The following is a 19,405-nucleotide window of genomic DNA, read 5'->3' on the forward strand; positions in this document are numbered from 1 at the left end:
GTGCGGCAAGCCGTTCACCAGAACGCGCGGTAGAACACCACCACCACCGGCTGCTGTCCCTGGAATGCGCTCAGGGTGTACTGCGGTCCTTGGGCGCTCGGCAGCGAAAAGTCGACGGCGGCTGCCCTGGCGGGGGCCGGTGCTGACGTCGGGGTCGGGGTTGGCTGCGGTGTGGGCGTCGGTTCCGGCGTAGGGGTCGGTTGCGGCGTCGGCGTGGACGCAGCCGTCTCGCAAACCACGCCGTCGCCGTCTCGATCCGTCATGTACTCATACGCGGGATGGTCGCTCCTGACCGGGGCAATCCCGTGCGCGCGCGCTTCGGCGCATGAGATCCGACCGTTGCCGTCGTCGTCATAGAGGTCGAGCGCCGTCGGCGCGGGGGTTGGAGTTGGTGTGGGTTCCGGAGCGGGCGTGGGCGTCGGCTGCGGCGTTGGCGTCGGCGTGGGTTGGGGTGCGGGCGTCGGAGTCGGCGCCGCCGTCGGTGGCGGCGCTGGAGTGGACGTGGGTGCGGGCGCCGGGGTCGAGGTCGGTTCGGGAACAGCCGTGGGCGTTGGCGCCGCGGCGATGACTACTACCGGAGTGGGCGCGGGAGTAGCGGTGGGCGTCGGCGGGCTGGTTGGTGTTGGCGCGGGTGGCGGCGGCGCAGGAGTGTCCGTTGGCGCCGGCGGCGGAGTTGCGGTTGCCGTGGGGGCCACCTCGGCGGCGGGCTCCACGGGCTCGGCGGCTTCGCCGCACGCAGCCAGGACGACCGCCAACGCGACAACAGCAATGATCCCGACGCGCACCCGGATTCTCCCGACGCTACTTCCCTCGAATTCTACGTCGGAGGCGAGGCCATGGTTTGCCGTGGCTGCCTAACAACTGCCCTTTCTAATGAACTCAATGAGCTGACGGATCTCCTCTTCCGTCAGGTCGGAAAACGCCGGCATGCCATTGCCGCCCTCGGCAAGCTGCGAGCGAATGCGGTCCTCCGGCAGGTCCTCTGGAGTGCGGCAGGCAAGCGCCGGGCCGATGCCGCCGCTGAGGTCTTCACCGTGGCAGACGGTGCAGCCCTTGGCGATGAAGACCTGATGTCCGGGGGAAAGATCCTCACGAGGGGGCGGCGTCGGCGTGGGTGTCGGCGTGCCGATCGGGGTCGGTGTCGGGGTTGGAGGGGGTGTGGGAGGTAGCGGGGTGGGCACCTCGTCCGCCGGACGGGCTGTGGGCGAGGGCTCGAGGGGAGGCGCGATTCGACCCGGTGGGACCATGGCCAGCGAGTGGGCGATGACGGGGGTCGGTTCCGGCGTGGGCACAAGGAGTGAAAGGCGGCTCGATTCGCCGCAGGCCACGACGCCAACAAGGATTACGCCGCTCAGCAGCGCACATATGGCGCGCCCGAGGCGCGCGGCTCGGCGAGACCCGGTGACCTTCACTTGCCTGCGACGCTCCGCTGAGCGGAGCGGCTCGGATTGCGGCGCCGTCGCTCTACAGCTCGTCGATGGCCGCCAGGATGTCGCCCGACGTGATCAGGTCGTGAACGCCGCTGTAGATCGACTTCCAGGCCAGGTTTCCGTCAAGGTCGACCAGGAACGCCGACCCGGTGGCGAGACCGTCGCCGTAGAGATTGAAGATCCCGTATTCGCGGGGAACGTTGCCCTCGATGTTGTAGAGCACCGGAAACTGAATGCCGATCCGCTCCACGATGCCGGCGGTGTCTTCGAGCGAGTCCGTGCTGACGGCGAGGATTTCCACGCCGCGCGCCTGAAACTCTTCGTAGTTCTTTTGCAGCTCCACGAGCTGGGTGCGGCAAGTCCCTCACCAGAAGGCGCGGTAGAAGACGACGACCACCGGCTGCTGCCCGGCAAACGAGCTAAGCGTGTACTGCGGGCCCTGGGCGCTCGGCAGCGAGAAGTCCACGGCGGCCGCCCGCGCCGGGGCCGGCGGCGGGGTCGGCGTGGCGGCCGGCTGTGGCGCCTGCGTGGCAGTCGGCTGCGTCGTTGGCGTGGGCGGAGGCGCGGGAGTGTCCGTGGCCGTGGGCAGTGCGGGGGCCGCGGTTGCCGCGGGCGCGGCCTCGGCGGCCGGTTCCGGCGGAGCGGTGGTGTCGCCGCACGCCGCTAGGACCACCGCCAACGCGATGACCGCGACAATTCCGGCTCGCATCATGGCTTTCCCTGCGGGTCGCCCCTCGGATTCTACGCCGAGCGCGCGGCCGCGCATTGTCAATTTGATCTCAGGAACTGCGAATAAACTCGATGAGCTGAACGATTTGCTCTTCGGTCAAGTCGGGAAACGGCGGCATGCCGTTGCCGCCCTCGGCGAGCTGCTGGCGAATGCGCTCCTCGGTTAGATCGTCAACCGTCCGCTCCGCGAGAGCCGGTCCGATGCCGCCGCTCAGGTCTTCGGCGTGGCAGACGGTGCAGCCATTGGCGATGAAGAGTTGATGGCCGGGGGGCAGGTCGCTGGGCGGCGGCTCCGCCGGAGGCGGCGGGGGCGTCACACCCCCGTCCACGGCCGGTGTCGGCGTCTCGATCACGACGGGAGTTGGCGCCGCGAGGGTGATCACCGCCTCTGGCGTGCGCGGGGGCGGCGCCGGGGCCAAGTTAGGTGCGGTCCGTCCCGCTGGGACCATGGCCAGCAGTTGGGCGACGGCCGGGGTCGGTTCAGGGGTGGGCGCGAGACCTGAGAACCTGCCCGATTCGCCGCAGGCCGCGACTACGCCGGCGAGGATGGCGCCGCCCAGAAACGCGCAAATGGCGCCCCCGAGGCGCGCGATTCGTCGGGACCCGATGACTTGCATTGACCTGCGTTGCTCCGCTGAACGGCGCCGCTCCGATCGCGGCGCCGGCGCCATGGTATTACGTCGGGCGGGTTGCTTCAGCGCGGCTATTCCTCGTCGCCCCGCAGGTGTGCCAGCACCGTCAGATCTTCGAGCGTCGTGGTGTCGCCCACCACCTCGCGGCCCGCGGCGATATCGCGCAGCAGCCGGCGCATGATCTTGCCGCTGCGCGTCTTGGGCAGCGCGTCGGCGAACCGCAACTGCTTGGGCCGCGCGAAGCGTCCCAGCTTCTCGCCAACGTGCGCCGTCAGTTCCGCGTGCATCTCGTCCGAGGTGTCGATGCCGCCCCGCAGCGTGACGAATGCGGCGATGGCTTCTCCGGTAATGGGATCCGGCGTGCCAACCACCGCGGATTCGGCCACGGCGGCGTGGCTCACCAGGGCGCTTTCGACTTCCGCCGTGCCGATGCGGTGTCCCGAGACGTTGAGCGTGTCATCGACGCGTCCGATGATCCAGAAATAGCCGTCCGAGTCGCGCACGGCCCCGTCGCCGGTCAGATAGCGACCGGGGAACTTGGCCCAATACTGCTCGATGAAGCGCTCGGCGTCGCCGTGCTCGCCGGGGTGGCCGGCAACGCCCCATCCATCCTTGTAGATGCCGCGCAGCATCCCCGGCCAGGGACGATTCAGCACCAGCAGGCCGCGCGTGCCGTCGGGCAGCGCCTCCCCTTGCTCGTCGACGATCTGTGGCTCCGTGCCTGGGAACGGCAGCGTGGCCGAGCCGGGCTTTTGGGCAATGGCGCCCGGAAGCGGCGTGATCAGGACGCCGCCGGTTTCCGTCTGCCACCACGTATCCACGATGGGGCAGCGCCCGCCGCCGATCACGCGGTGGTACCAGAGCCACGCGTCGGGATTGATTGGCTCGCCGACGGTCCCGAGCAGCCGCAGGCTGGTGAGGTCGTGGGCGTCCGGGTGCTCATCGCCCCAGCGAACGAAGGTACGGATGGCCGTGGGCGCCGTGTAGAGCACCGTGACCTTGTATTTCTCGACAATGGCCCAGAACCGGTCCTCTTTAGGCGCGTTGGGGGCGCCCTCGTAGATCACGCTGGTGGCGCCGTTGCCGAGGATGCCGTAGACGATATAGCTGTGCCCGGTGACCCAGCCGATATCGGCGGTGCACCAGTAGATGTCGTCGTCGCGCAGGTCGAAGATCAACTTGGCCGTGGTGGCGGTATAGACCATGTAGCCCGCCGTGGTGTGCACCACGCCCTTGGGCTTCCCCGTGGTTCCGCTGGTGTACAGGATGTAGAGCGGGTGCTCGGCGGGCAGCTCTTCCGCGGGGCACTCGTCGGACTGACCCGCGATGGCGTCGTCCCACCAGACATCGCGCCCCTCGACCCAGTCGATGTCGTTCTCGCAGCGCCGCAGCACGACGACGTTGCCGACCGACGGGCAGGAGTCGTCTGCCAGGGCCGCGTCCACGTTGGCTTTCAGCGGGATCACGCGACCGCGCCGCCAGCCGCCGTCGGCGGTGATCACCAGCGAGGCGCCGGCGTCGTTCACCCGGTCGCGAATGGCATCCGCGCTGAACCCGCCGAACACGACGCTGTGGACCAGGCCCAGCCGCGCGCACGCCAGCATGGCCACCGGCAGCTCCGGCACCATGGGCATGTAGAGCAGCACGCGGTCGCCGCGCTCCAGGCCAAGCGCGCGCAGGGCGTTGGCAAACCGCTGCACGTCGCGCAGCAGGTCGGCGTAGGTGATGACGCGCGTGTCGCCGGGCTCGCCTTCCCAGTAGAAGGCGACGCGTTCGCCGCGACCGGCGGCCACGTGGCGGTCGACGCAGTTCACGCTGATGTTGGTGGCGCCGTCCACGAACCACTTGGCAAACGGCGGCTCCCACTCCAGCAGCGTCGTCCACGGCTTCATCCACTCGAAGCCGTCCGTGATTTCGCGCCAGAAGGCCTCCGGCTCTTCGAGGCTGCGGCGATACAGCTCGCGGTACTGCTCCATCGAGCCGACGTGCGCGTGCGCGGCGAAGTCCGCCGGCGGCTCAAAGAGCTGGGACGCCTCGGAAGATTGGTGCGAAATCTGGTCGGTTGTCATACGTCATGCCGCCGTGATGGAGAGGCGCCGACAAGAGGCTAGGAGCGCCGCCGAAAGCCTGTCAACCGCTTGCCGTGTCGCGCACCTTGCCTCCCGTCGGGCATCATCGGACCTACACCAATTGGCAACGCGTGAAGGTTGGCATGGCGCACAGTTTCGTCGACGAGAAGCACGCGCTCGCGCTCGAGGATCGCAGCGGGCGGCTGCACGAGCTGCTGGCGCCCGGGGCGCGGTTCGAGCGCATCGCCAGCGGCCTTGGATTCACCGAAGGCCCGGTCTGGCGCGGCGATCATCTGCTCTTGAGTGACATCCCGAACGACCGCATCTGCCGCTGGCGCGAGCTGCCGGAAGGCCCCGAGCTCACCACGTTTCGCGCGGGCAGTGGCTCGACCAACGGACTCACGCTGGACCGCGACGGCAATGTCCTGGCCTGCGCCCACACCGCGCGAGCGGTGCTGCGCTTCGACGCCAACGCGCAGCCGGATCCCATCGCCGCCTATTTCGAGGGACGGCGGCTCAACAGCCCCAACGATCTCGTCGTTCGCCGCAACGGCGACATTTACTTCACCGACCCGCCCTATGGCATCGATTCGCTGGGTCCCGACGCCAAGGAGCAACCGGTAAATGGGGTGTATAGACTTTCGCCGGACGGCTCGATCGCGCTGGCGACCGATCGGTTCGTGCGACCAAACGGGCTGGCCTTTTCGCCCGATGAATCCGTGCTCTACATCGGCGACTCGGGCGGACCGCGCGACGTGTGGGCGTTCGACGTGGAGCAAGACGGGTCGCTGACAAACCCACGGCAGTTCGTGGACATGGACGCGCACTCGGCGCCGAACAATCCGGACGGAATGAAGTGCGACGCGGAAGGCCGGCTGTGGAGCACGGGTCCGGGAGGCGTTTGGGTCGTTGAGCCGGATGGGACCGTGTTGGGGGTGATCGTGACCCCGGCACGCCCTTCGAACCTGGCCTGGGGCGGGCCGGGGTGGAGCACGCTGTTCGTCACCGCGCAGACATCCGTGTATCGCATCGAGACGGCGGTGCGCGGCCGGTCGGTGCCCTAGCGCCGGGTCCGCCGGTGCTGTCGGCGTCAGGCCGGAGGGAGAGGATGGTGCACGATGACGCCGCCGCTTCGTGTGCGTGTGCGACCCTACGCGGACCTTGCCCGCTACTTTCCGGGCACCGGCGCGGTGCGGGAGGTTGACGTGCCGGCGGGAGCCACGATCCAGGATCTCCTCGAACGCTTCGGCGTCGATGCCGAGCCGCGCCTCACGCTTGGCCTGAACGGCGAGCTGGCGCAGCGTGACGCCGCGCTGGCGCCTGGCGACCTGGTCGACATCCTCGTCCCGATGTCGGGCGGCATGTAGTCATGGCACGCTCCGCCGGCTCGACGCGCCGGCGCTTCCTCCGCGTTGATCTGACCACCGGCCGCGTGCGGGTCGAGCGACCCGGGCATGACTTCATGCGGCTGCACATGGGCGGGCGCAACGTCATCGCCCACACGCTGCTTTCGGAAGTCCCACCGGGGATCGACGCGTTCGATTCCGAAAATCGCCTCGTGTTCGCGCTCGGCCCCATCACCGGCGTTTCCGTTCCCGGGGGCAGCCGTCACAGCGTGGGCGCCAAATCGCCGCTCACTGGCCTCTTCGGTGAGTCCGAGGCCGGCGGGTATTGGGGCGCCGAGCTCAAGCGGGCCGGCTGGGACGCCATCATCGTGCAGGGGCGGGCGGCGCATCCGGTATATCTCTGGGTCCACGGCGACGAGGTCGCGCTGCGCGACGCCCGGCCGCTGTGGGGCAAGTTGACTGGACCGGTGGAAGACCGAATCCGGACGGAACTCGCCGACCCACAGGTGCGCGTGGCCCAGATCGGTCCTGCCGGCGAGAACCTCGTGCGATTCGCCTGCGTCGTCCACGACCTGAATGAGGTGGCCGGTCGAACCGGCCTGGGCGCCGTGATGGGATCGAAGAACCTCAAGGCCATTGCCGTGCGCGGCACGCAGCCGGTGTCCGCGGCCGATCCACGGGCGATTGCCGGGGTGGCGCGCTGGGTGGCCCAGGAGACGCTCGCGCCCGGTGGTGAGCACCATCGGCTCCACACGTGGGGCACCGGCGCCATGGTCAAATCCAAGCTGCTGGAGGGCCACCTCGTGGCTCACAACTTCCGCGACGGCCGGCTGCCGGGCGGTGACCAGGTGGACGCCCTGGCCATTCAAGATCTCACCGACCACGAGATGGATCGCTGCTACGCGTGCTCCGTCCGCTGCAAGAAACGCGTCAGGGTCAGGCGTCCCGACCTCGAGGTCGATCCCAAATACGGCGGTCCGGAGTACGAGACGATGGCCGCCATCGGCCCCAACACCGGCGTGGTCGACGTCATGGCCGTCTGCAAGGGCCATGAAATGCTCAACGCGCTGGGCATGGACAGCATTTCCTGCGGCGCGACGATCGCGTGGGCCATGGAGATGGTCGAGCTCGGCCTGCTGGATGAGCACCGGCTCAACGGCGAGACGCTGCGTTTCGGATCCGCCGACGACTTGCTGCGCGTGATCGGCAAGATCGCTAGCCGCGAGGGCGTGGGCGACCTGCTGGCCGAGGGCTCGCTGCGAGCGTCGCGCACTCTCGGCGCGGATGCCGAGGCGAGGGTCGTCCACGTCAAGGGGCTCGAGGTCGCCATGCACGATCCGCGCGCGATGCCCGAGATGCGCCGCAACTACCCGGTCACCCCGACCGGCGGTGACCACACCGGCGCCGCGGGCAAGCGCTCCGGAATTCGCAACACGGTCGGTCTATGCCACTTTCTGCAATACGACGAGGCCACGACCCTGAGCCTGCTGAACGCAGCCACGGGCTGGGACGTCTCACCGGACGAGCTGCACGCGACCTTCGAGCGCGGCGTCACCATGGCGCGGCTCTTCAACCTCCGCGAAGGACTAAAGCCGGAAGACGACCGGCTCCCGGACCGCCTGCACGAGCCGCTGCGACAGGGGCCGCTGTACGACCGTCGGCTCAGCCGGGACACCGTCAGGGACGACGTGAGGGCCTACTATCGCGACCACGGCTGGGACCCGACGACCGGGCGCCCCTATGCCGACACCGTCGAATACCTCGGACTTGGTTCGCTTGCCAAGGCGGCGCAAGCCACGGAGTTCGTCGCGGAGCGCCGCGAGCCGATTCCGGCCGGACGACGGCCCTACGCGCCACAGCCTGAGGAGGTCGGCGCCATAGGCGAATAGGCGGCGGCGAGCGTTAGTGGTGCACGGTCACCGGCGTGCCGTTCGCACAGAAATCCCACGCCCACTGCGAGTCGTGGAGCCGCATGTTCACGCAACCGGCGCTATACACGCTGCCGAACGCGTCATGCCAGTAGGCGTAGTGAAACCCGATCCAGCTTTCGGTGAAATATTGGACGTGCAGCACGTTGGGCACGTCGTACGTCTTGACCGTGCTGCCGTTGGAAATCAACCTCGCGCGCTCGATCCGCCAGAAAATCTCGAAATCGCCGGGCGGGGTGAAGTCCGGTGGCAGCCCGGTTGAGATCAACGCTTCGTATACCGGTTGGTCTTCCGCGAAGAAGGTCGTGACTTGCCGCGTGAGATCGACTTCCGCCCGGCGTTCCGACGGATAAATCGACCGTGTCGGCCAGTGCGCCGCGTCGTAGGGCGGGGCGATCATTGACTGCCTGACGGGGGCCAAGCGTATCCCGCGCGATTCAGCGACGTATACGCCCACTGGATCTTGGACGAGGCCTTGAGACGTATCCCGCCAGATTGAGCGGCTGAAGGCCTGGCGCAATCCGCTGGTGGTCTCAGCGCCCCAAAGAACCGGAAAGCCAAACGCGAAGACACCGCCGCCCTCGCGGAACGGCTCCCAGAACTCAAGATGGACTCCGCGATTCGTCTGCGGAAACCACCACGCGTATTCGTGCGGTTGATCCGCGGACACCTGTTGCAGCGCCCAGGCGGTTCCCAGGTTAAGTGGGGTGACGCCGAGCGGATCGCGCGTCCAGGCGTCGGTTCGCAGCGCGCCGCGCTCGAAGTATTGGATCTGCTCGCGACCGTACGTTAGCGGCTCGGTGATCGGCCATCCTATCGACGACTCGCGGCCGTATTGCAGCCACCAGTCAAGGATTCGGCCGGAAATGTGGTGACCGGTCTCGTGGATGTAGACCACATGGGGGTGGGGCTCAATTGACTCTTCGGCACTGGCCGAAGACACAAGGCCGCCGGCTGCCACGGCGCCACTGCCGGCCGCTAGCGCAAGCAGCCGGCGTCGCCCGATTCGAGGACCCTGCGGCAAGTCCGTCTACTCCTGCAAACTGCGCGGCTGGCCGATCACGGCCAGAACGGCAAAGCCCGGTACAAAATGATAACAGGCTCCGCGAAGGACCGGCTTCCGGCTAGAACGGCCGATAGGGTCGGGCGCCGCTCTGGTATGCCCCGGCCAGCGAGTCGCGCGTGAAGTCCTCGGGCACGCGACCGTCCGCCACGTAGCCGTACAGCGCGGCCTTGAAGATGCCCTCCAGCGCCGTCACGATCGCCAGGGCGAGTCCAACGGTTGCCACGCCCACTGCGATGCCCACCGGAAGACTGACGGCGGCCACCAGGATGGCGGGAAGGGCGCCGATCAGCGCGGCGACGAACCCAAGAATGCCGAAGCCGATGTTCGACGTGACCTGCTCGCCCCACGTGCGCTTGAACAGCGAGCCGGAGCTGCGGATCGCCGCGATCGGACCCAGACCTTCCGCGACGACGATGGGTACCACGAAGTAGGTCAGATACGCCCAAACGCCACCGATCAGCGAGAGCACGATCTGTCCGAGCATGTTGTCGCGCGACTGGCTGCGGAGCACCTGCAGGATCAGACCGACGGTCGCAGAAATGAGCGCCCATCCCAGGATCTGGGGGAGGCGCTTGTTCGCCATGCGCAGGCCGTCGCCGACCGTCGGATCGCCGCCGGCCAGGCGAATCATCGCGGCCCCGATGAGCGCCGAGTTGAAATAGATGACGACGAACGCCAAGAGGAAGTAGGTCACGGCCAGCAGCGCGATGTCCACTTCGGAAGCACCGGACCCGGCCAGGCGGTCCACGGTGCCGAGGCCGGACCCAACGCCCATCATCAGCCCGGCCAGAATCACCAGGGCCACGGTCGACATCACGGGAAACAGCACGAGTTCCCGGTCCTTCTTGAGGACCGCCCAGCTCATCTTGATGAGCTCCCACGTGCGCCCAATGGTTTGGAACATGTCTCAGCCCGCCGTGCGAATCAATTGACTAAGGATAAGACTTCCGACTCGTCATGTGCGATTTGCGGCTGAAATGCAGCGGACCCGGGCGGCGCGAACGCCACCCGGGCCCGCGGTCGTCGCCGCGCCTAGGCCGAGACCTCGGACGCCGATTCGCGACGCAGCCGATGCGTGACAAGCGCCGCTGCGGCCGCGATCGCCAGCACGAGCACCGCCACCTTCTTCTTCACCGCACACCTCCATCGCCGAGCCGCCTGCCGTGGCGGCCAGCAGTCTCCCTCAACCCTACGCCCACGCGCGGCGCGGCACCGTGGCGAAGGGCACATACGCGCCGACGGTTCGCGGTCGGGCGACCCGCTACGCTGCGCACGGCGGCCACGGCCCTGGGAGAACGGCATGCGCGTTGGATCGGGTGACTTCACCTACGACTATGTAGACGGCTGGCTCAAGCTCCCGCCCGACTGGAGCCTGGGCTGGATCGGCAGCATTGCCACGGACCGCTTTGGCCACGTCTTCTGCTTCAATCGCGGCACGCGTCCCATGACGGTGCTTGGTCGTGAAGGCGAGGTCATCGGCCACTGGGGCGACGCGGAGCTCTGCTACGCCCACGGCGTCTTCATGGACCGCCACGAGCGGCTCTGGCTCACCGATCAGCTCGCGCACGTGGTCTGGATCTACGGCACCGACGGCACACTGCAGGGCCGCCTGGGCTACCCGTATGTGACCAGCGAATCCGCCGGATTGTTCAATCAGCCCACGAACACCTTTGTCACCGACGACGGCGAAATCTTCGTCTCCGACGGCTATGGGGATACCAAGTGCCACCGGTTCGATGCCGCCGGACGGCACCTCCTGACCTGGGGCGAACGCGGGACCGGGCCGGGCCAGTTCGCGCTGCCGCACGGCATCTGGGTGACGCGGGACGACCGGGTGCTGGTGGCCGACCGCGAGAACGACCGCATCCAGGTCTTCGATCGCGATGGGGCCTACGTCACCGAATGGGGCGATATCCCGCTGCCGAGCGACTTCTACGTCGACGAGGACCGTGGCGCCATTTTTGTCAGCGAGCTCAATCGCGGCATCACAATCTTCGATTTCGACGGCAAGGTGATCACACGCTGGGCCCAGGAACGCATCCCGCCGGGTCGGATCGGTGGACCGCACGGCATCTGGGTGGACGACCAGGGCGCGATATACGTGGGCGAAGTCGGAGCCGACAGCTACCTGCACAAGTGGGTGCCCGCGCGTTAGCGCACCGGAGCCTCGGCTGACCGGCAAGCCTGGCGTGAGGCGCTAGGCTCGGGAGTCGCCCGCTTCAGGGGTCTGCATGTCCGCCGACATTCGTGTGCGCAACCTGGTCAAGCACTACCAGGTCGCTGATCGTGAGGGCGGCCTGCGTGAGTCCTTGCGCAGCGTCGTGCGACGCCGCCATCGGTCCGTTCGCGCCGTCGACGACATCACCTTCGACGTGCAGCCCGGCGAAATCGTCGGCTTCCTTGGGCCCAACGGCGCGGGGAAGACCACGGCGCTCAAGCTGCTGAGCGGGCTGCTGCATCCGACGGACGGCGAGGCGGCGGTGCTGGGCTTCACGCCGTGGGAACGCCGGCGCGAGTTCCTGTCGCAGATCACGCTTATCATGGGGCAGCGCCAGCAGCTCTACTGGGATCTGCCGGCCCTGGACACATTCCTCGTCAACAAAGCCGTGTTCGGCTTGCAGGACGCCGCCTACCAGGAGTCGGTCGACTTGCTCGTCGATCTGCTGGATCTCGACGAGGTGCTCACCAAGCCCGTGCGTCAGCTCTCCCTTGGCGAGCGAATGAAGGCCGAGCTGGCGGCCGGCCTCTTGCACCGTCCGAGGGTCTTGTTTCTCGACGAGCCGACCATCGGGCTCGACGTCACCATGCAGCAGCGCATCCGCGACTTCGTCACGCGCTACAACGCCACTACCGGCGCCACGATTCTGCTCACCAGCCACTACATGGCCGACGTGAAGGCGCTGGCCGAGCGCGTGGTGGTGATCGACCACGGAAAGCTGCTCTATGACGGCCCGCTCTCCGGTCTGATCGACCGCTACGCCCCCCACAAGACCATCACGCTGCACCTCGAGCGCCCGGTCAATCGTGCGGATGTCTCGGCCTACGGCGAGGTCGTTTCGGCCGACGACGTGCAAGTCAGCGTGCGCACCGACAAGGCGCAGGCAGCCTCGGTGACGGCCCGCATGCTGGCGGAGTTGCCGGTGGCCGACCTGAGCGTCGAGGACCCGCCCCTGGAGTACGTCATCGACCAGGTCTTCCACCGGCGGGAGTCGTGATGCGCTCCCGCACGCTGGCGGGATTCGCGTCGCTGCTGCGCGCAGAGTTGGCGGACCTCTTCCAGTACCGCATCGAGATGTTCCTGTACGGCCTCTGGCAAGTGGTCAACCCCATCATCTACCTGGTCATCTGGTCAACCGTTGTCGGCAGCGGAGACATTGCCGGCTACGACCGCGACGACTTCGTCCTCTACTACCTGGTGTTCATGGCCGTGTCGCACCTCACCCTGGCCATCGAGGTCTACACCATGGCGCCCAGCATCCAGACCGGAAGGCTCTCCCCGCACCTGCTGCGCCCGCTGCATCCCTTCTGGCGCGCGGGGGCTCTCAACATTGCCTACAAGGCCGTGAACCTGATGTTTCTCGTGCCCATCTGGGTCGGGCTGGCGCTGATTCTCCGCCCAGCCTTCGAGCCGGATTGGCTAGGCATTGCGCTCTTCCTGCCGTCCATGGTCATGGCGGCCTCGATCTCGTTCCTCATCGGGTCGTGCTTCGCCATGTTCGCGTTCTGGACCACGCGCTCGATGTCGTTCTGGGATATCTGGATGAGCCTGACCCTCCTGCTCGGCGGCCAGGTTGCGCCCGTGGCCGTGCTTCCCGGCGTGCTGCAGCAGGCCGCCGTGATGCTGCCGATGCGCTACACGGTCGGATTCCCCATCGAGGTGGTGCTGGGACGTGTCCAGGGCGCGGAGCTTGCCGCGGGACTGGCGATCCAGGCCGGATGGACGGTGGCCGCCATGGCGGCCTTTGTCGTGCTCTGGCGAGCCGGCGTCAAGCGCTATGGGGCGGTGGGCGCATGATCGGGCGCCTCGCCCGCATTGCGGGGGCGTACTTTCGCTCGGCGCTGCAGGAGGAGTTTGCCTACCGCGGCGACTTGTTCGGCAACGTCATCCGCAGCGTGCTCAATCTCGGAACCGCCATCGGCGGCGTGATCGTGATCTTTACCCACACCGAGACGCTGGGCGGCTGGACCCTGGGACAGACGCTTTCGCTGCTGGGGATATTCGTGTTCGTCAACGGGTTCGTGGCGATGTTCATGTCGCCGAGCCTCAACCGGGTCGTCGAGGAAGTGCGCGAGGGCACGTTCGACTACGTGCTGATGAAGCCCGTGCCGGCGCTACTTCTGGCCAGCGCGCGGCGCTTTGCCGTCTGGCACGTCTCCGACATCGTGCTCGGGGCCATCGTGCTCGGCGTGGCGCTGGCCGGCCTCGACGTGCGCGCGTCCGGCTGGGGCGTGGTGCTGTTCGTGGCGCTGCTGGCTTGCGGTGTCGCGATCGTCTACGCCATCTGGCTGGCGTTGACCACGCTGGTGTTCTGGTTCGTGCGCGTGGCCAACGTCACCATGATCTTCAACCTGTTCTTCCAGACCGGCCGCTACCCCATCGAGGTCTACCCGTTCTGGCTGCGCCAACTGCTGACCTTCGTATTCCCGGTGGCGTTTGTCACCACGGTGCCGGCGCAGGCCGTGACCGGGCGCGACCCATCGTGGCTGGTATGGGTCGCGCCCGTCATCGCCGTCGTCGCGCTGCTGGCGGCCACGAGATTCTGGCGCTTCGGACTCAGCCGCTACACCAGCGCCTCGAGCTAGGACGCGCGCCGCCGCCGCACCGCGCGCACGCCGGCAATCAGGACTGCCACCACGACCAGGATCGGTCCGCCGATGATGGCGATGGTGAGTCCGGCGTCGGCGGCCCACTGGGCGAAGCGACCCAGCCGATCGACGCTCTCGCGGGCCGTTGAACCGGGGTTCCAGACATCGCGGTCGGCCACGTCCTCCGGCAGCACCGTCAGGAACGTGGTGCTTGTGTTGTCGACGTCGGCGCGGTCCGGCTCGTCGGACGTGATCGTCGTGTCGGTCTGCAGCCGCCCCGAGTCGGCCTCCACCCGCGCCACGTAGGTCACGAGGTCGGACAAGCCTGGGGCAATCCGCGGAAACTCCCACACGATCGTGTTGCGCGCGTCGTCAAATCGTCCGCCGCCGTCGGCGCGTACAAACTGCATGCCGTCGGACAGGCGCTCCTCGAGGCGCACGCTGCGGGCGTCGGTGTTGCCGGAGTTGCGGTACTCCAGGGTGTAGGCCACGTCCCGCCCGACAGGCACGGCGGCCGGACCGTCCTTGAAGATGGCCAGGTCCACGTGGAACGTCAGCGTGGCCTCGACGCGGTTGTTGGCGCCGTCGCTCTCCGGGCTGGATGTCGAGACCTCGGCGCGCGCCTGCATGTCAAGCGCCTCGCTCTCGAGCCTGACGTCGCTGCTGAGGAAGCGCGCCTCGCCCGGGCCGAGCCGGTCGATCGTCCACGACACCGTATGCGCGGCTGCGCTGTAGACGCCGCCGTCACTCGCGGCCAGGAAGATCATGCCCGGGTCCAGCCGATCGACGACCTCCACCTGCTTGAGGTCCACCGTGCCCTCGTTCCACACCGACAGGCTGAGGCTCGTGGAGTCATGCATTCGGAAGTGGCTGGGGACCTCGCGCATCACGATCAAGTCCGCTGCCGGATGCAGGCGCAGCACGATCGTCGCCAGCGAGGTTTGGTTGGTCAGCACGTTGAGCTGGCCCTGAAGCACCTCGATGCGCTCACGCACATCCGTGAGCTCGCGCTGCACCTCAATGGTGTCCTGCACGCTCTGTGCCCGGGTCAGAATGTCCAGCAGCTGCTGCTCCGCGGCGGTGGCGTTGCGCAGCCGGGCGGTCAGGTCGGTGTACTGCGCCGTGACGTCCTGGCTGCGGATGTCCTCGTCGATCACCTCGGCGCCGACATTGCGCAGCGCGGCCAGCGTGGCATCGAAAGTGGCGACGGGCACGCGCACGGTGATGGTGCTCACGCGCCGCGGGTCGTCCTGCTGGATGTTGGATGCGGCGACGAACGCTCCGGAGATGCCCGCCACGATGTCTTCGACCTGGGTCACCGCGTCTGCAAGCTCGGCGACGACGACGCTCAGAGTGCCGGTCCGGATGATCTGGCGCTCGACCACGCCGCTTTCGAGTGACATCGGCGCGCTGTCGAGCGACTGCGGCGCGGCTGCCGCCGGCATTGCCGCCGGTGCCGGCGCGGCCGTCACCATCCGCTCCACCACGACCTCGACCGGCACCTCTTTGATGACCTCGACGGGCACCTCGCGCACGACCATGGCCTCCGATTCGGCAGCCATGGCCATTGCCGGCTCGGCCATCGCTCGGTCGTCGAAGTCAAGCGATTCGGCTGAGCTCTCGGCCTCGCCGCACGCCGTAAGCGCAAAGACGATCAGAACGATGAATGCCGCTCGAAAGCGCTGCATGGAGACTTCCCATCGTGTCGAGACGATCATCCGGTCCTTAAACACTACGCGCAGCGGAAACGAAACGTTCCCTCTCGGCTCAGCGAATTCGCGGACGTAGCCAGCGGGACGGTCCGAGGGCGACCCGATCGGTTAGTCGGAATCTCCGTCGCGGCCGTCCGCCAGCCGAGCCACGTGCAGCAGCTCCACGTCGTCCTTCATGCGCATCACGATCACGCCCGCGGCGGTACGGCTGAGCGGCCGCACTCCCTTTAGGCTGCAGCGAATCACCTGCCCGTCGGACGAAACCAGTACGATCTCCTCGTCCGGGCTGAGCAACGTGCGAGCGTCCGCAACGGGGCCAGTCTTCTCGTTGAGGCCTATCGCGCGCAGGCCTCGTCCGCCAGGGCCTTGAGGACGGTGCAAGAGAAGTCGGAACTCCGACACACGAGTCTTTTTGCCGTAGCCGTTGCGGGTAACCAGCAGCACGTAGGCGTCCTGGCGCGCCAAGTCCATGGCTGCGATCTCATCGTCCTTAGCGAGCCTGATGGCGCGCACCCCGCCGCTCGTGCGGCCGCTGGCGCGCACAGCTTCGAGACGAAATCGAATAGCCATCCCCTGCCGCGTGAAGAACATCACGCTGTCTTCTTCGGTGGCCAGGCGCACCCAGGCCAGCTCGTCGTCGGGATCTACTCTCATGGCCAGCAGGCCGTTACTGCGTACGGTGACGAACTGGGTAAGCGGGCTGCGCTTGACCTTGCCGCGGCGTGTTCCGAACACCAGGTCCTCGCCCGCCTCGAAGTTTGGAATGGCCAGGACGGCCGTGGCCGTTTCGCCCTGCTCGATGGGCAGCAGGTTGATCACGTTGATGCCCTGCGCGTCGCGGCCGTGCTGGGGAATTTCATAAGTCCGCAGCCGGTAGACCTTGCCGCGGTTGGTGAAGAACAGCAGGTAGTCGTGCGAGTTGGTGATTAGGAAGTGCTCGACGATCCCGCCCGCCTTGCTGCGGAAGCCGATGATTCCGCGACCGCCGCGGCCCTGGCGGCGGTAGGCGGTCGCTTGCACTCGCTTGACATAACCATTGGACGACAGCGTAACCAGGCAATCCTCGTCGGCCACCAGGTCGGCGTCCGAGAAATCGCCGCTCGCGCCGGCCAGGATCTCGGTGCGGCGCTCGTCGCCGAAGCGATCCACCACCTCGCGGGTTTCGGTCCGAATGATCTCCCGCACACGGTTGGCGTCGGCCAGGATGTCCTCCAGGTCGGCGATCTCGGCCCGCACGGCCTCAAGCTCATCAAGGATGCGCTGCCGCTCCAGTCGCACCAACCGGCGCAGCTGCATGTCGAGAATCGCGTTGGCCTGCGTCTCGGAAAGTTCGAATCGACGCATGAGCTCGTTTCGTGCGGATTCCGTGTCGGCGGCGGCGCGAATGCACTCGATTACGTCGTCGATGTTGTCCAGCGCGATGACGTAGCCCTCGAGCAGGTGCTCCCGGACGCGAGCCTTTTTGAGATCGAATTCCGTCCGCCGGCGGATCACATCCTTCCGGTGCTCGATGAATAGCTCGATCATGCGCTTGAGCGTCAGCTGCTCGGGCCGACCGTCGACCAGGGCCAGCATGTTGATGCTGAAGGTGGATTGCAGCGACGTGTGCTTGTAGAGCTGGTTGAGCACGGCCGAGGGCCGGGCGTCACGCTTCAACTCGATCACCGCACGCATGCCGTGGCGGTCGGACTCGTCGCGGATGTCCGAGATTCCCTCGATGGTGCTGTTGCGCACCAGGCCCGCGATCCGCTCGATCAGCGTGGCCTTGTTGACCATGTAGGGCAGCTCGGTGACGACCAAGGCCATGCGCTCGCCGCGGACCTCTTCGATCGTGACCCGGGCCCGCACCACCACGCGACCCCGGCCCTGCCGATAGGTGTCCTGGATGTCCTCGGCGCCGACGATGATCGCCGCCGTTGGGAAATCCGGTCCCTTCACGAACTTCATCAGGTCGTCGCGGCTCGTGTCTGGTTCGTCGAGCAGGTGCTGGATCGCCCGGCCCACCTCGCGCAGGTTGTGCGGCGGGATGCTCGTGGCCATCCCGACGGCAATGCCCGTCGAGCCGTTCAGCAACAGATTGGGCACCACGGCCGGCAGGACTTCCGGCATTTCGGCCGTCCCGTCAAAATTCTCGACGAAGTTCACTGTGTCGCGATCGATTTCGTCCAGCATCTCGGCCGACACCGCCGTCAGCCGGGTCTCGGTGTACCGCATGGCGGCAGCCGGATCGCCGTCCACCGAGCCGAAGTTGCCTTGGCCGTCCACGAGCGGGTAGCGCAGCGAAAACGGCTGCGCCATGCGCACCAGCGTGTCGTACAGCGCGCCGTCGCCGTGGGGGTGATATTTCCCCATCGTGTCGCCCACCACGCGCGCCGCCTTGCGAAATCCCGCGTTGGGCGCCGCCCCTAGCTCGTCCATCGAATAGAGGAGCCGGCGTTGCACCGGCTTGAGCCCGTCGCGCACGTCGGGAATGGCGCGCGCCATGATGGTGCTCATGGCGTAGTCGATGTACGAGGCTTCCATCTCCTCGGCGAGCTCGATGGGCATGAGGCGGTCGTCGGTCACTTAGCTCTCCCTCACCGGCTGCTCGGCGGCCTGAAAGTCGCCGCTCGCGCCACCGGACTTTTGTATGAGGCGCACGTCGCGCACGGTCATCGCGCGGTCGACGGCTTTGCACATGTCGTAGACCGTCAGCGCGGCGACGGTGACGGCGGTCAAGGCCTCCATCTCCACGCCCGTGCGGGCAGTGGTGCGCACCGTGGCTTCGATGGCCAGCCCCGGCGGGTCCTCCGCGGGATCGATGGCCAGGTCAATGCCGCTCAGCGGCAGCGGGTGGCACAGCGGAATGAGGTCCGGCGTGCGCTTGGCCGCCATGATCCCGGCCACCCGCGCCACGCCCACGACATCGCCCTTTGGCAACGACGACTCGCGGCCGTCCAACTGCGCGCGAATCATGGCCAGCGTTTCGGGCTGCATCTCGATTCGCGCCGCCGCCACCGCCACGCGGTCGGTCTCTGGTTTTGCGCCGACATCCACCATGCGCGGAGCCCCGGCACCGTCGAAGTGCGTCAGCCCCATGCGTGCTTGGTGGACTCCCTTGGACGCGATGAACCGGCCGAATTCTCCCGGGACCAATTCTATCAGGTTGGCCGCGGAAATCGGCATCGCCCGGCGCTTGGCGGCGGCGCCGCGCACGAGAGCCGGAGGCGACGATTGGCGGCCTGGCGGCGAGCCCATGAATTGTCGGGATTTTGTTGCTGCAAACGCCCCCGTAGGCGGTGCGGGTCACCTTCCCAGGTCCGCATGGCGTAACTCGGAAAGCCGGATGCTCACCGCTGCCGGCGGCCCGAGGGTCGTACGCCCCGCCGCGACGCGGGCGGTCCTAGCGGGCGGCTCGGGAACGCGTGTGGTCGGCAGGCCCGCGTTGACACGCCGACGGCGCGCTACCTAGCATCCGCGTGGGACTCAGGCGATGGCGCACATGCACGACGACACAAACGACCAGACCGATCGCCCACAGGGCGGGTCCATTGTCGGCCAGAGCGGACAGGGCGTTGTCGGCTACGCGCTGGTCGCCGTGGCATTCGTAGTCGTGCTGGTTCTGGTAATGACGACCCTGGGCGATAGCATTGGGGAGGGTCTCGACAGCCTGTTGGAGACCATCTCCCAGCCATTCACGAGCTAGCG

General features: G+C 67.4%; 18 protein-coding genes and 1 pseudogene. 8 read left to right on the forward strand and 11 right to left on the reverse strand.

Going from position 1 to position 19,405, the window contains the following annotated elements; translation table 11 throughout:
• Positions 1 to 14: 14 nt before the first annotated feature.
• The 6 genes and pseudogenes from OXG33_05905 to acs all read right to left on the reverse strand — a co-directional run bounded on the left by OXG33_05905 (position 15) and on the right by acs (position 4,860).
• Positions 15 to 785, reverse strand: coding sequence for an excalibur calcium-binding domain-containing protein (locus tag OXG33_05905; GenBank protein MCY4113462.1), 771 nt, complete (start codon positions 783 to 785; stop codon positions 15 to 17).
• 69 nt (positions 786 to 854) lie between these two features.
• Complete coding sequence (locus tag OXG33_05910; protein ID MCY4113463.1) at positions 855 to 1,412, reverse strand: cytochrome c; 558 nt, start codon at positions 1,410 to 1,412, stop codon at positions 855 to 857.
• A 52-nt stretch (positions 1,413 to 1,464) separates the two neighbouring features.
• A pseudogene (locus OXG33_05915) lies at positions 1,465 to 1,779 on the reverse strand (redoxin domain-containing protein).
• Between the two features lie 15 nt (positions 1,780 to 1,794).
• On the reverse strand, positions 1,795 to 2,139 hold the full coding sequence (locus OXG33_05920) for a hypothetical protein (protein ID MCY4113464.1): 345 nt from the start codon (positions 2,137 to 2,139) through the stop codon (positions 1,795 to 1,797).
• 70 nt (positions 2,140 to 2,209) lie between these two features.
• Positions 2,210 to 2,776, reverse strand: coding sequence for a cytochrome c (locus tag OXG33_05925; protein MCY4113465.1), 567 nt, complete (start codon positions 2,774 to 2,776; stop codon positions 2,210 to 2,212).
• Between the two features lie 86 nt (positions 2,777 to 2,862).
• On the reverse strand, positions 2,863 to 4,860 hold the full coding sequence (gene acs / locus OXG33_05930) for an acetate--CoA ligase (GenBank protein ID MCY4113466.1): 1,998 nt from the start codon (positions 4,858 to 4,860) through the stop codon (positions 2,863 to 2,865).
• 143 nt (positions 4,861 to 5,003) lie between these two features.
• Here acs and OXG33_05935 point away from each other — a divergent pair, with 143 nt between their 5' ends.
• From OXG33_05935 to OXG33_05945, 3 genes are read left to right on the forward strand one after another with little or no spacing between them, the layout of a single operon-like run.
• A complete protein-coding gene (locus tag OXG33_05935; protein MCY4113467.1) occupies positions 5,004 to 5,924 on the forward strand; it encodes an SMP-30/gluconolactonase/LRE family protein in 921 nt (306 codons plus the stop codon).
• Between the two features lie 54 nt (positions 5,925 to 5,978).
• Positions 5,979 to 6,227, forward strand: a complete 249-nt coding sequence (locus OXG33_05940) for a MoaD/ThiS family protein (GenBank protein ID MCY4113468.1) — start codon at positions 5,979 to 5,981, stop codon at positions 6,225 to 6,227.
• A 2-nt stretch (positions 6,228 to 6,229) separates the two neighbouring features.
• On the forward strand, positions 6,230 to 8,095 hold the full coding sequence (locus OXG33_05945) for an aldehyde ferredoxin oxidoreductase (GenBank protein ID MCY4113469.1): 1,866 nt from the start codon (positions 6,230 to 6,232) through the stop codon (positions 8,093 to 8,095).
• A 13-nt stretch (positions 8,096 to 8,108) separates the two neighbouring features.
• On the opposite strand, the gene OXG33_05950 is transcribed toward OXG33_05945, so the two are convergent.
• A complete protein-coding gene (locus OXG33_05950) occupies positions 8,109 to 9,077 on the reverse strand; it encodes a L,D-transpeptidase (protein MCY4113470.1) in 969 nt (322 codons plus the stop codon).
• 181 nt (positions 9,078 to 9,258) lie between these two features.
• Positions 9,259 to 10,104 carry a DUF6159 family protein gene (locus OXG33_05955; GenBank protein MCY4113471.1) on the reverse strand — a complete coding sequence of 282 codons (846 nt, stop codon included), beginning with the start codon at positions 10,102 to 10,104 and terminating at the stop codon, positions 9,259 to 9,261.
• Positions 10,105 to 10,500: 396 nt separating this feature from the next.
• Between OXG33_05955 and OXG33_05960 the strand changes: the two genes are divergently transcribed.
• From OXG33_05960 to OXG33_05975, 4 genes are all read left to right on the forward strand, one after another.
• Entirely contained in the window at positions 10,501 to 11,355 is an 855-nt protein-coding gene (locus OXG33_05960; GenBank protein ID MCY4113472.1) for a hypothetical protein, read from the forward strand.
• A 76-nt stretch (positions 11,356 to 11,431) separates the two neighbouring features.
• On the forward strand, positions 11,432 to 12,415 hold the full coding sequence (locus tag OXG33_05965) for an ATP-binding cassette domain-containing protein (protein ID MCY4113473.1): 984 nt from the start codon (positions 11,432 to 11,434) through the stop codon (positions 12,413 to 12,415).
• Positions 12,415 to 13,215 carry an ABC-2 family transporter protein gene (locus tag OXG33_05970; GenBank protein ID MCY4113474.1) on the forward strand — a complete coding sequence of 267 codons (801 nt, stop codon included), beginning with the start codon at positions 12,415 to 12,417 and terminating at the stop codon, positions 13,213 to 13,215. The genes OXG33_05965 and OXG33_05970 overlap by 1 nt, the downstream gene beginning before the upstream one ends.
• Positions 13,212 to 14,003 (forward strand): ABC-2 family transporter protein, encoded by a 792-nt coding sequence (locus OXG33_05975; protein ID MCY4113475.1) that lies wholly within the window; start codon positions 13,212 to 13,214, stop codon positions 14,001 to 14,003. The genes OXG33_05970 and OXG33_05975 overlap by 4 nt, the downstream gene beginning before the upstream one ends.
• Here OXG33_05975 and OXG33_05980 read toward each other — a convergent pair.
• The 3 genes from OXG33_05980 to moaC form a co-directional block, all read right to left on the reverse strand.
• Entirely contained in the window at positions 14,000 to 15,694 is a 1,695-nt protein-coding gene (locus tag OXG33_05980; GenBank protein MCY4113476.1) for a DUF4349 domain-containing protein, read from the reverse strand. The two genes, OXG33_05975 and OXG33_05980, sit on opposite strands and share 4 nt — an antisense overlap.
• Positions 15,695 to 15,826: 132 nt before the next feature.
• Positions 15,827 to 18,283, reverse strand: coding sequence for a DNA gyrase subunit A (gene gyrA, locus OXG33_05985; GenBank protein ID MCY4113477.1), 2,457 nt, complete (start codon positions 18,281 to 18,283; stop codon positions 15,827 to 15,829).
• Positions 18,284 to 18,796: a cyclic pyranopterin monophosphate synthase MoaC gene (gene moaC, locus OXG33_05990; protein MCY4113478.1), complete on the reverse strand. Its 513-nt coding sequence runs from the start codon at positions 18,794 to 18,796 to the stop codon at positions 18,284 to 18,286.
• 403 nt (positions 18,797 to 19,199) lie between these two features.
• Between moaC and OXG33_05995 the strand changes: the two genes are divergently transcribed.
• Entirely contained in the window at positions 19,200 to 19,403 is a 204-nt protein-coding gene (locus tag OXG33_05995) for a hypothetical protein (protein MCY4113479.1), read from the forward strand.
• Positions 19,404 to 19,405 lie beyond the last annotated feature (2 nt).

The organism is Chloroflexota bacterium (assembly GCA_026708035.1).
In the GTDB taxonomy this organism is placed as follows: Bacteria; Chloroflexota; UBA11872; order UBA11872; family UBA11872; genus JAJECS01.

What these genes read in the sequence shown, in the direction of transcription:
- OXG33_05965 (MCY4113473.1), top strand. Translation starts at nt 11,432, where the DNA reads ATGTCCGCCGACATTCGTGTGCGCAACCTGGTCAAGCACTACCAGGTC.
- acs (MCY4113466.1), bottom strand. Translation starts at nt 4,860, where the DNA reads ATGACAACCGACCAGATTTCGCACCAATCTTCCGAGGCGTCCCAGCTC.
- moaC (MCY4113478.1), bottom strand. Translation starts at nt 18,796, where the DNA reads ATGGGGCTGACGCACTTCGACGGTGCCGGGGCTCCGCGCATGGTGGAT.
- OXG33_05995 (MCY4113479.1), top strand. Translation starts at nt 19,200, where the DNA reads ATGCACGACGACACAAACGACCAGACCGATCGCCCACAGGGCGGGTCC.
- OXG33_05975 (MCY4113475.1), top strand. Translation starts at nt 13,212, where the DNA reads ATGATCGGGCGCCTCGCCCGCATTGCGGGGGCGTACTTTCGCTCGGCG.
- OXG33_05940 (MCY4113468.1), top strand. Translation starts at nt 5,979, where the DNA reads ATGACGCCGCCGCTTCGTGTGCGTGTGCGACCCTACGCGGACCTTGCC.
- OXG33_05960 (MCY4113472.1), top strand. Translation starts at nt 10,501, where the DNA reads ATGCGCGTTGGATCGGGTGACTTCACCTACGACTATGTAGACGGCTGG.
- OXG33_05935 (MCY4113467.1), top strand. Translation starts at nt 5,004, where the DNA reads ATGGCGCACAGTTTCGTCGACGAGAAGCACGCGCTCGCGCTCGAGGAT.
- OXG33_05955 (MCY4113471.1), bottom strand. Translation starts at nt 10,104, where the DNA reads ATGTTCCAAACCATTGGGCGCACGTGGGAGCTCATCAAGATGAGCTGG.
- OXG33_05945 (MCY4113469.1), top strand. Translation starts at nt 6,230, where the DNA reads ATGGCACGCTCCGCCGGCTCGACGCGCCGGCGCTTCCTCCGCGTTGAT.
- OXG33_05970 (MCY4113474.1), top strand. Translation starts at nt 12,415, where the DNA reads ATGCGCTCCCGCACGCTGGCGGGATTCGCGTCGCTGCTGCGCGCAGAG.
- OXG33_05980 (MCY4113476.1), bottom strand. Translation starts at nt 15,694, where the DNA reads ATGCAGCGCTTTCGAGCGGCATTCATCGTTCTGATCGTCTTTGCGCTT.
- OXG33_05925 (MCY4113465.1), bottom strand. Translation starts at nt 2,776, where the DNA reads ATGCAAGTCATCGGGTCCCGACGAATCGCGCGCCTCGGGGGCGCCATT.
- OXG33_05920 (MCY4113464.1), bottom strand. Translation starts at nt 2,139, where the DNA reads ATGCGAGCCGGAATTGTCGCGGTCATCGCGTTGGCGGTGGTCCTAGCG.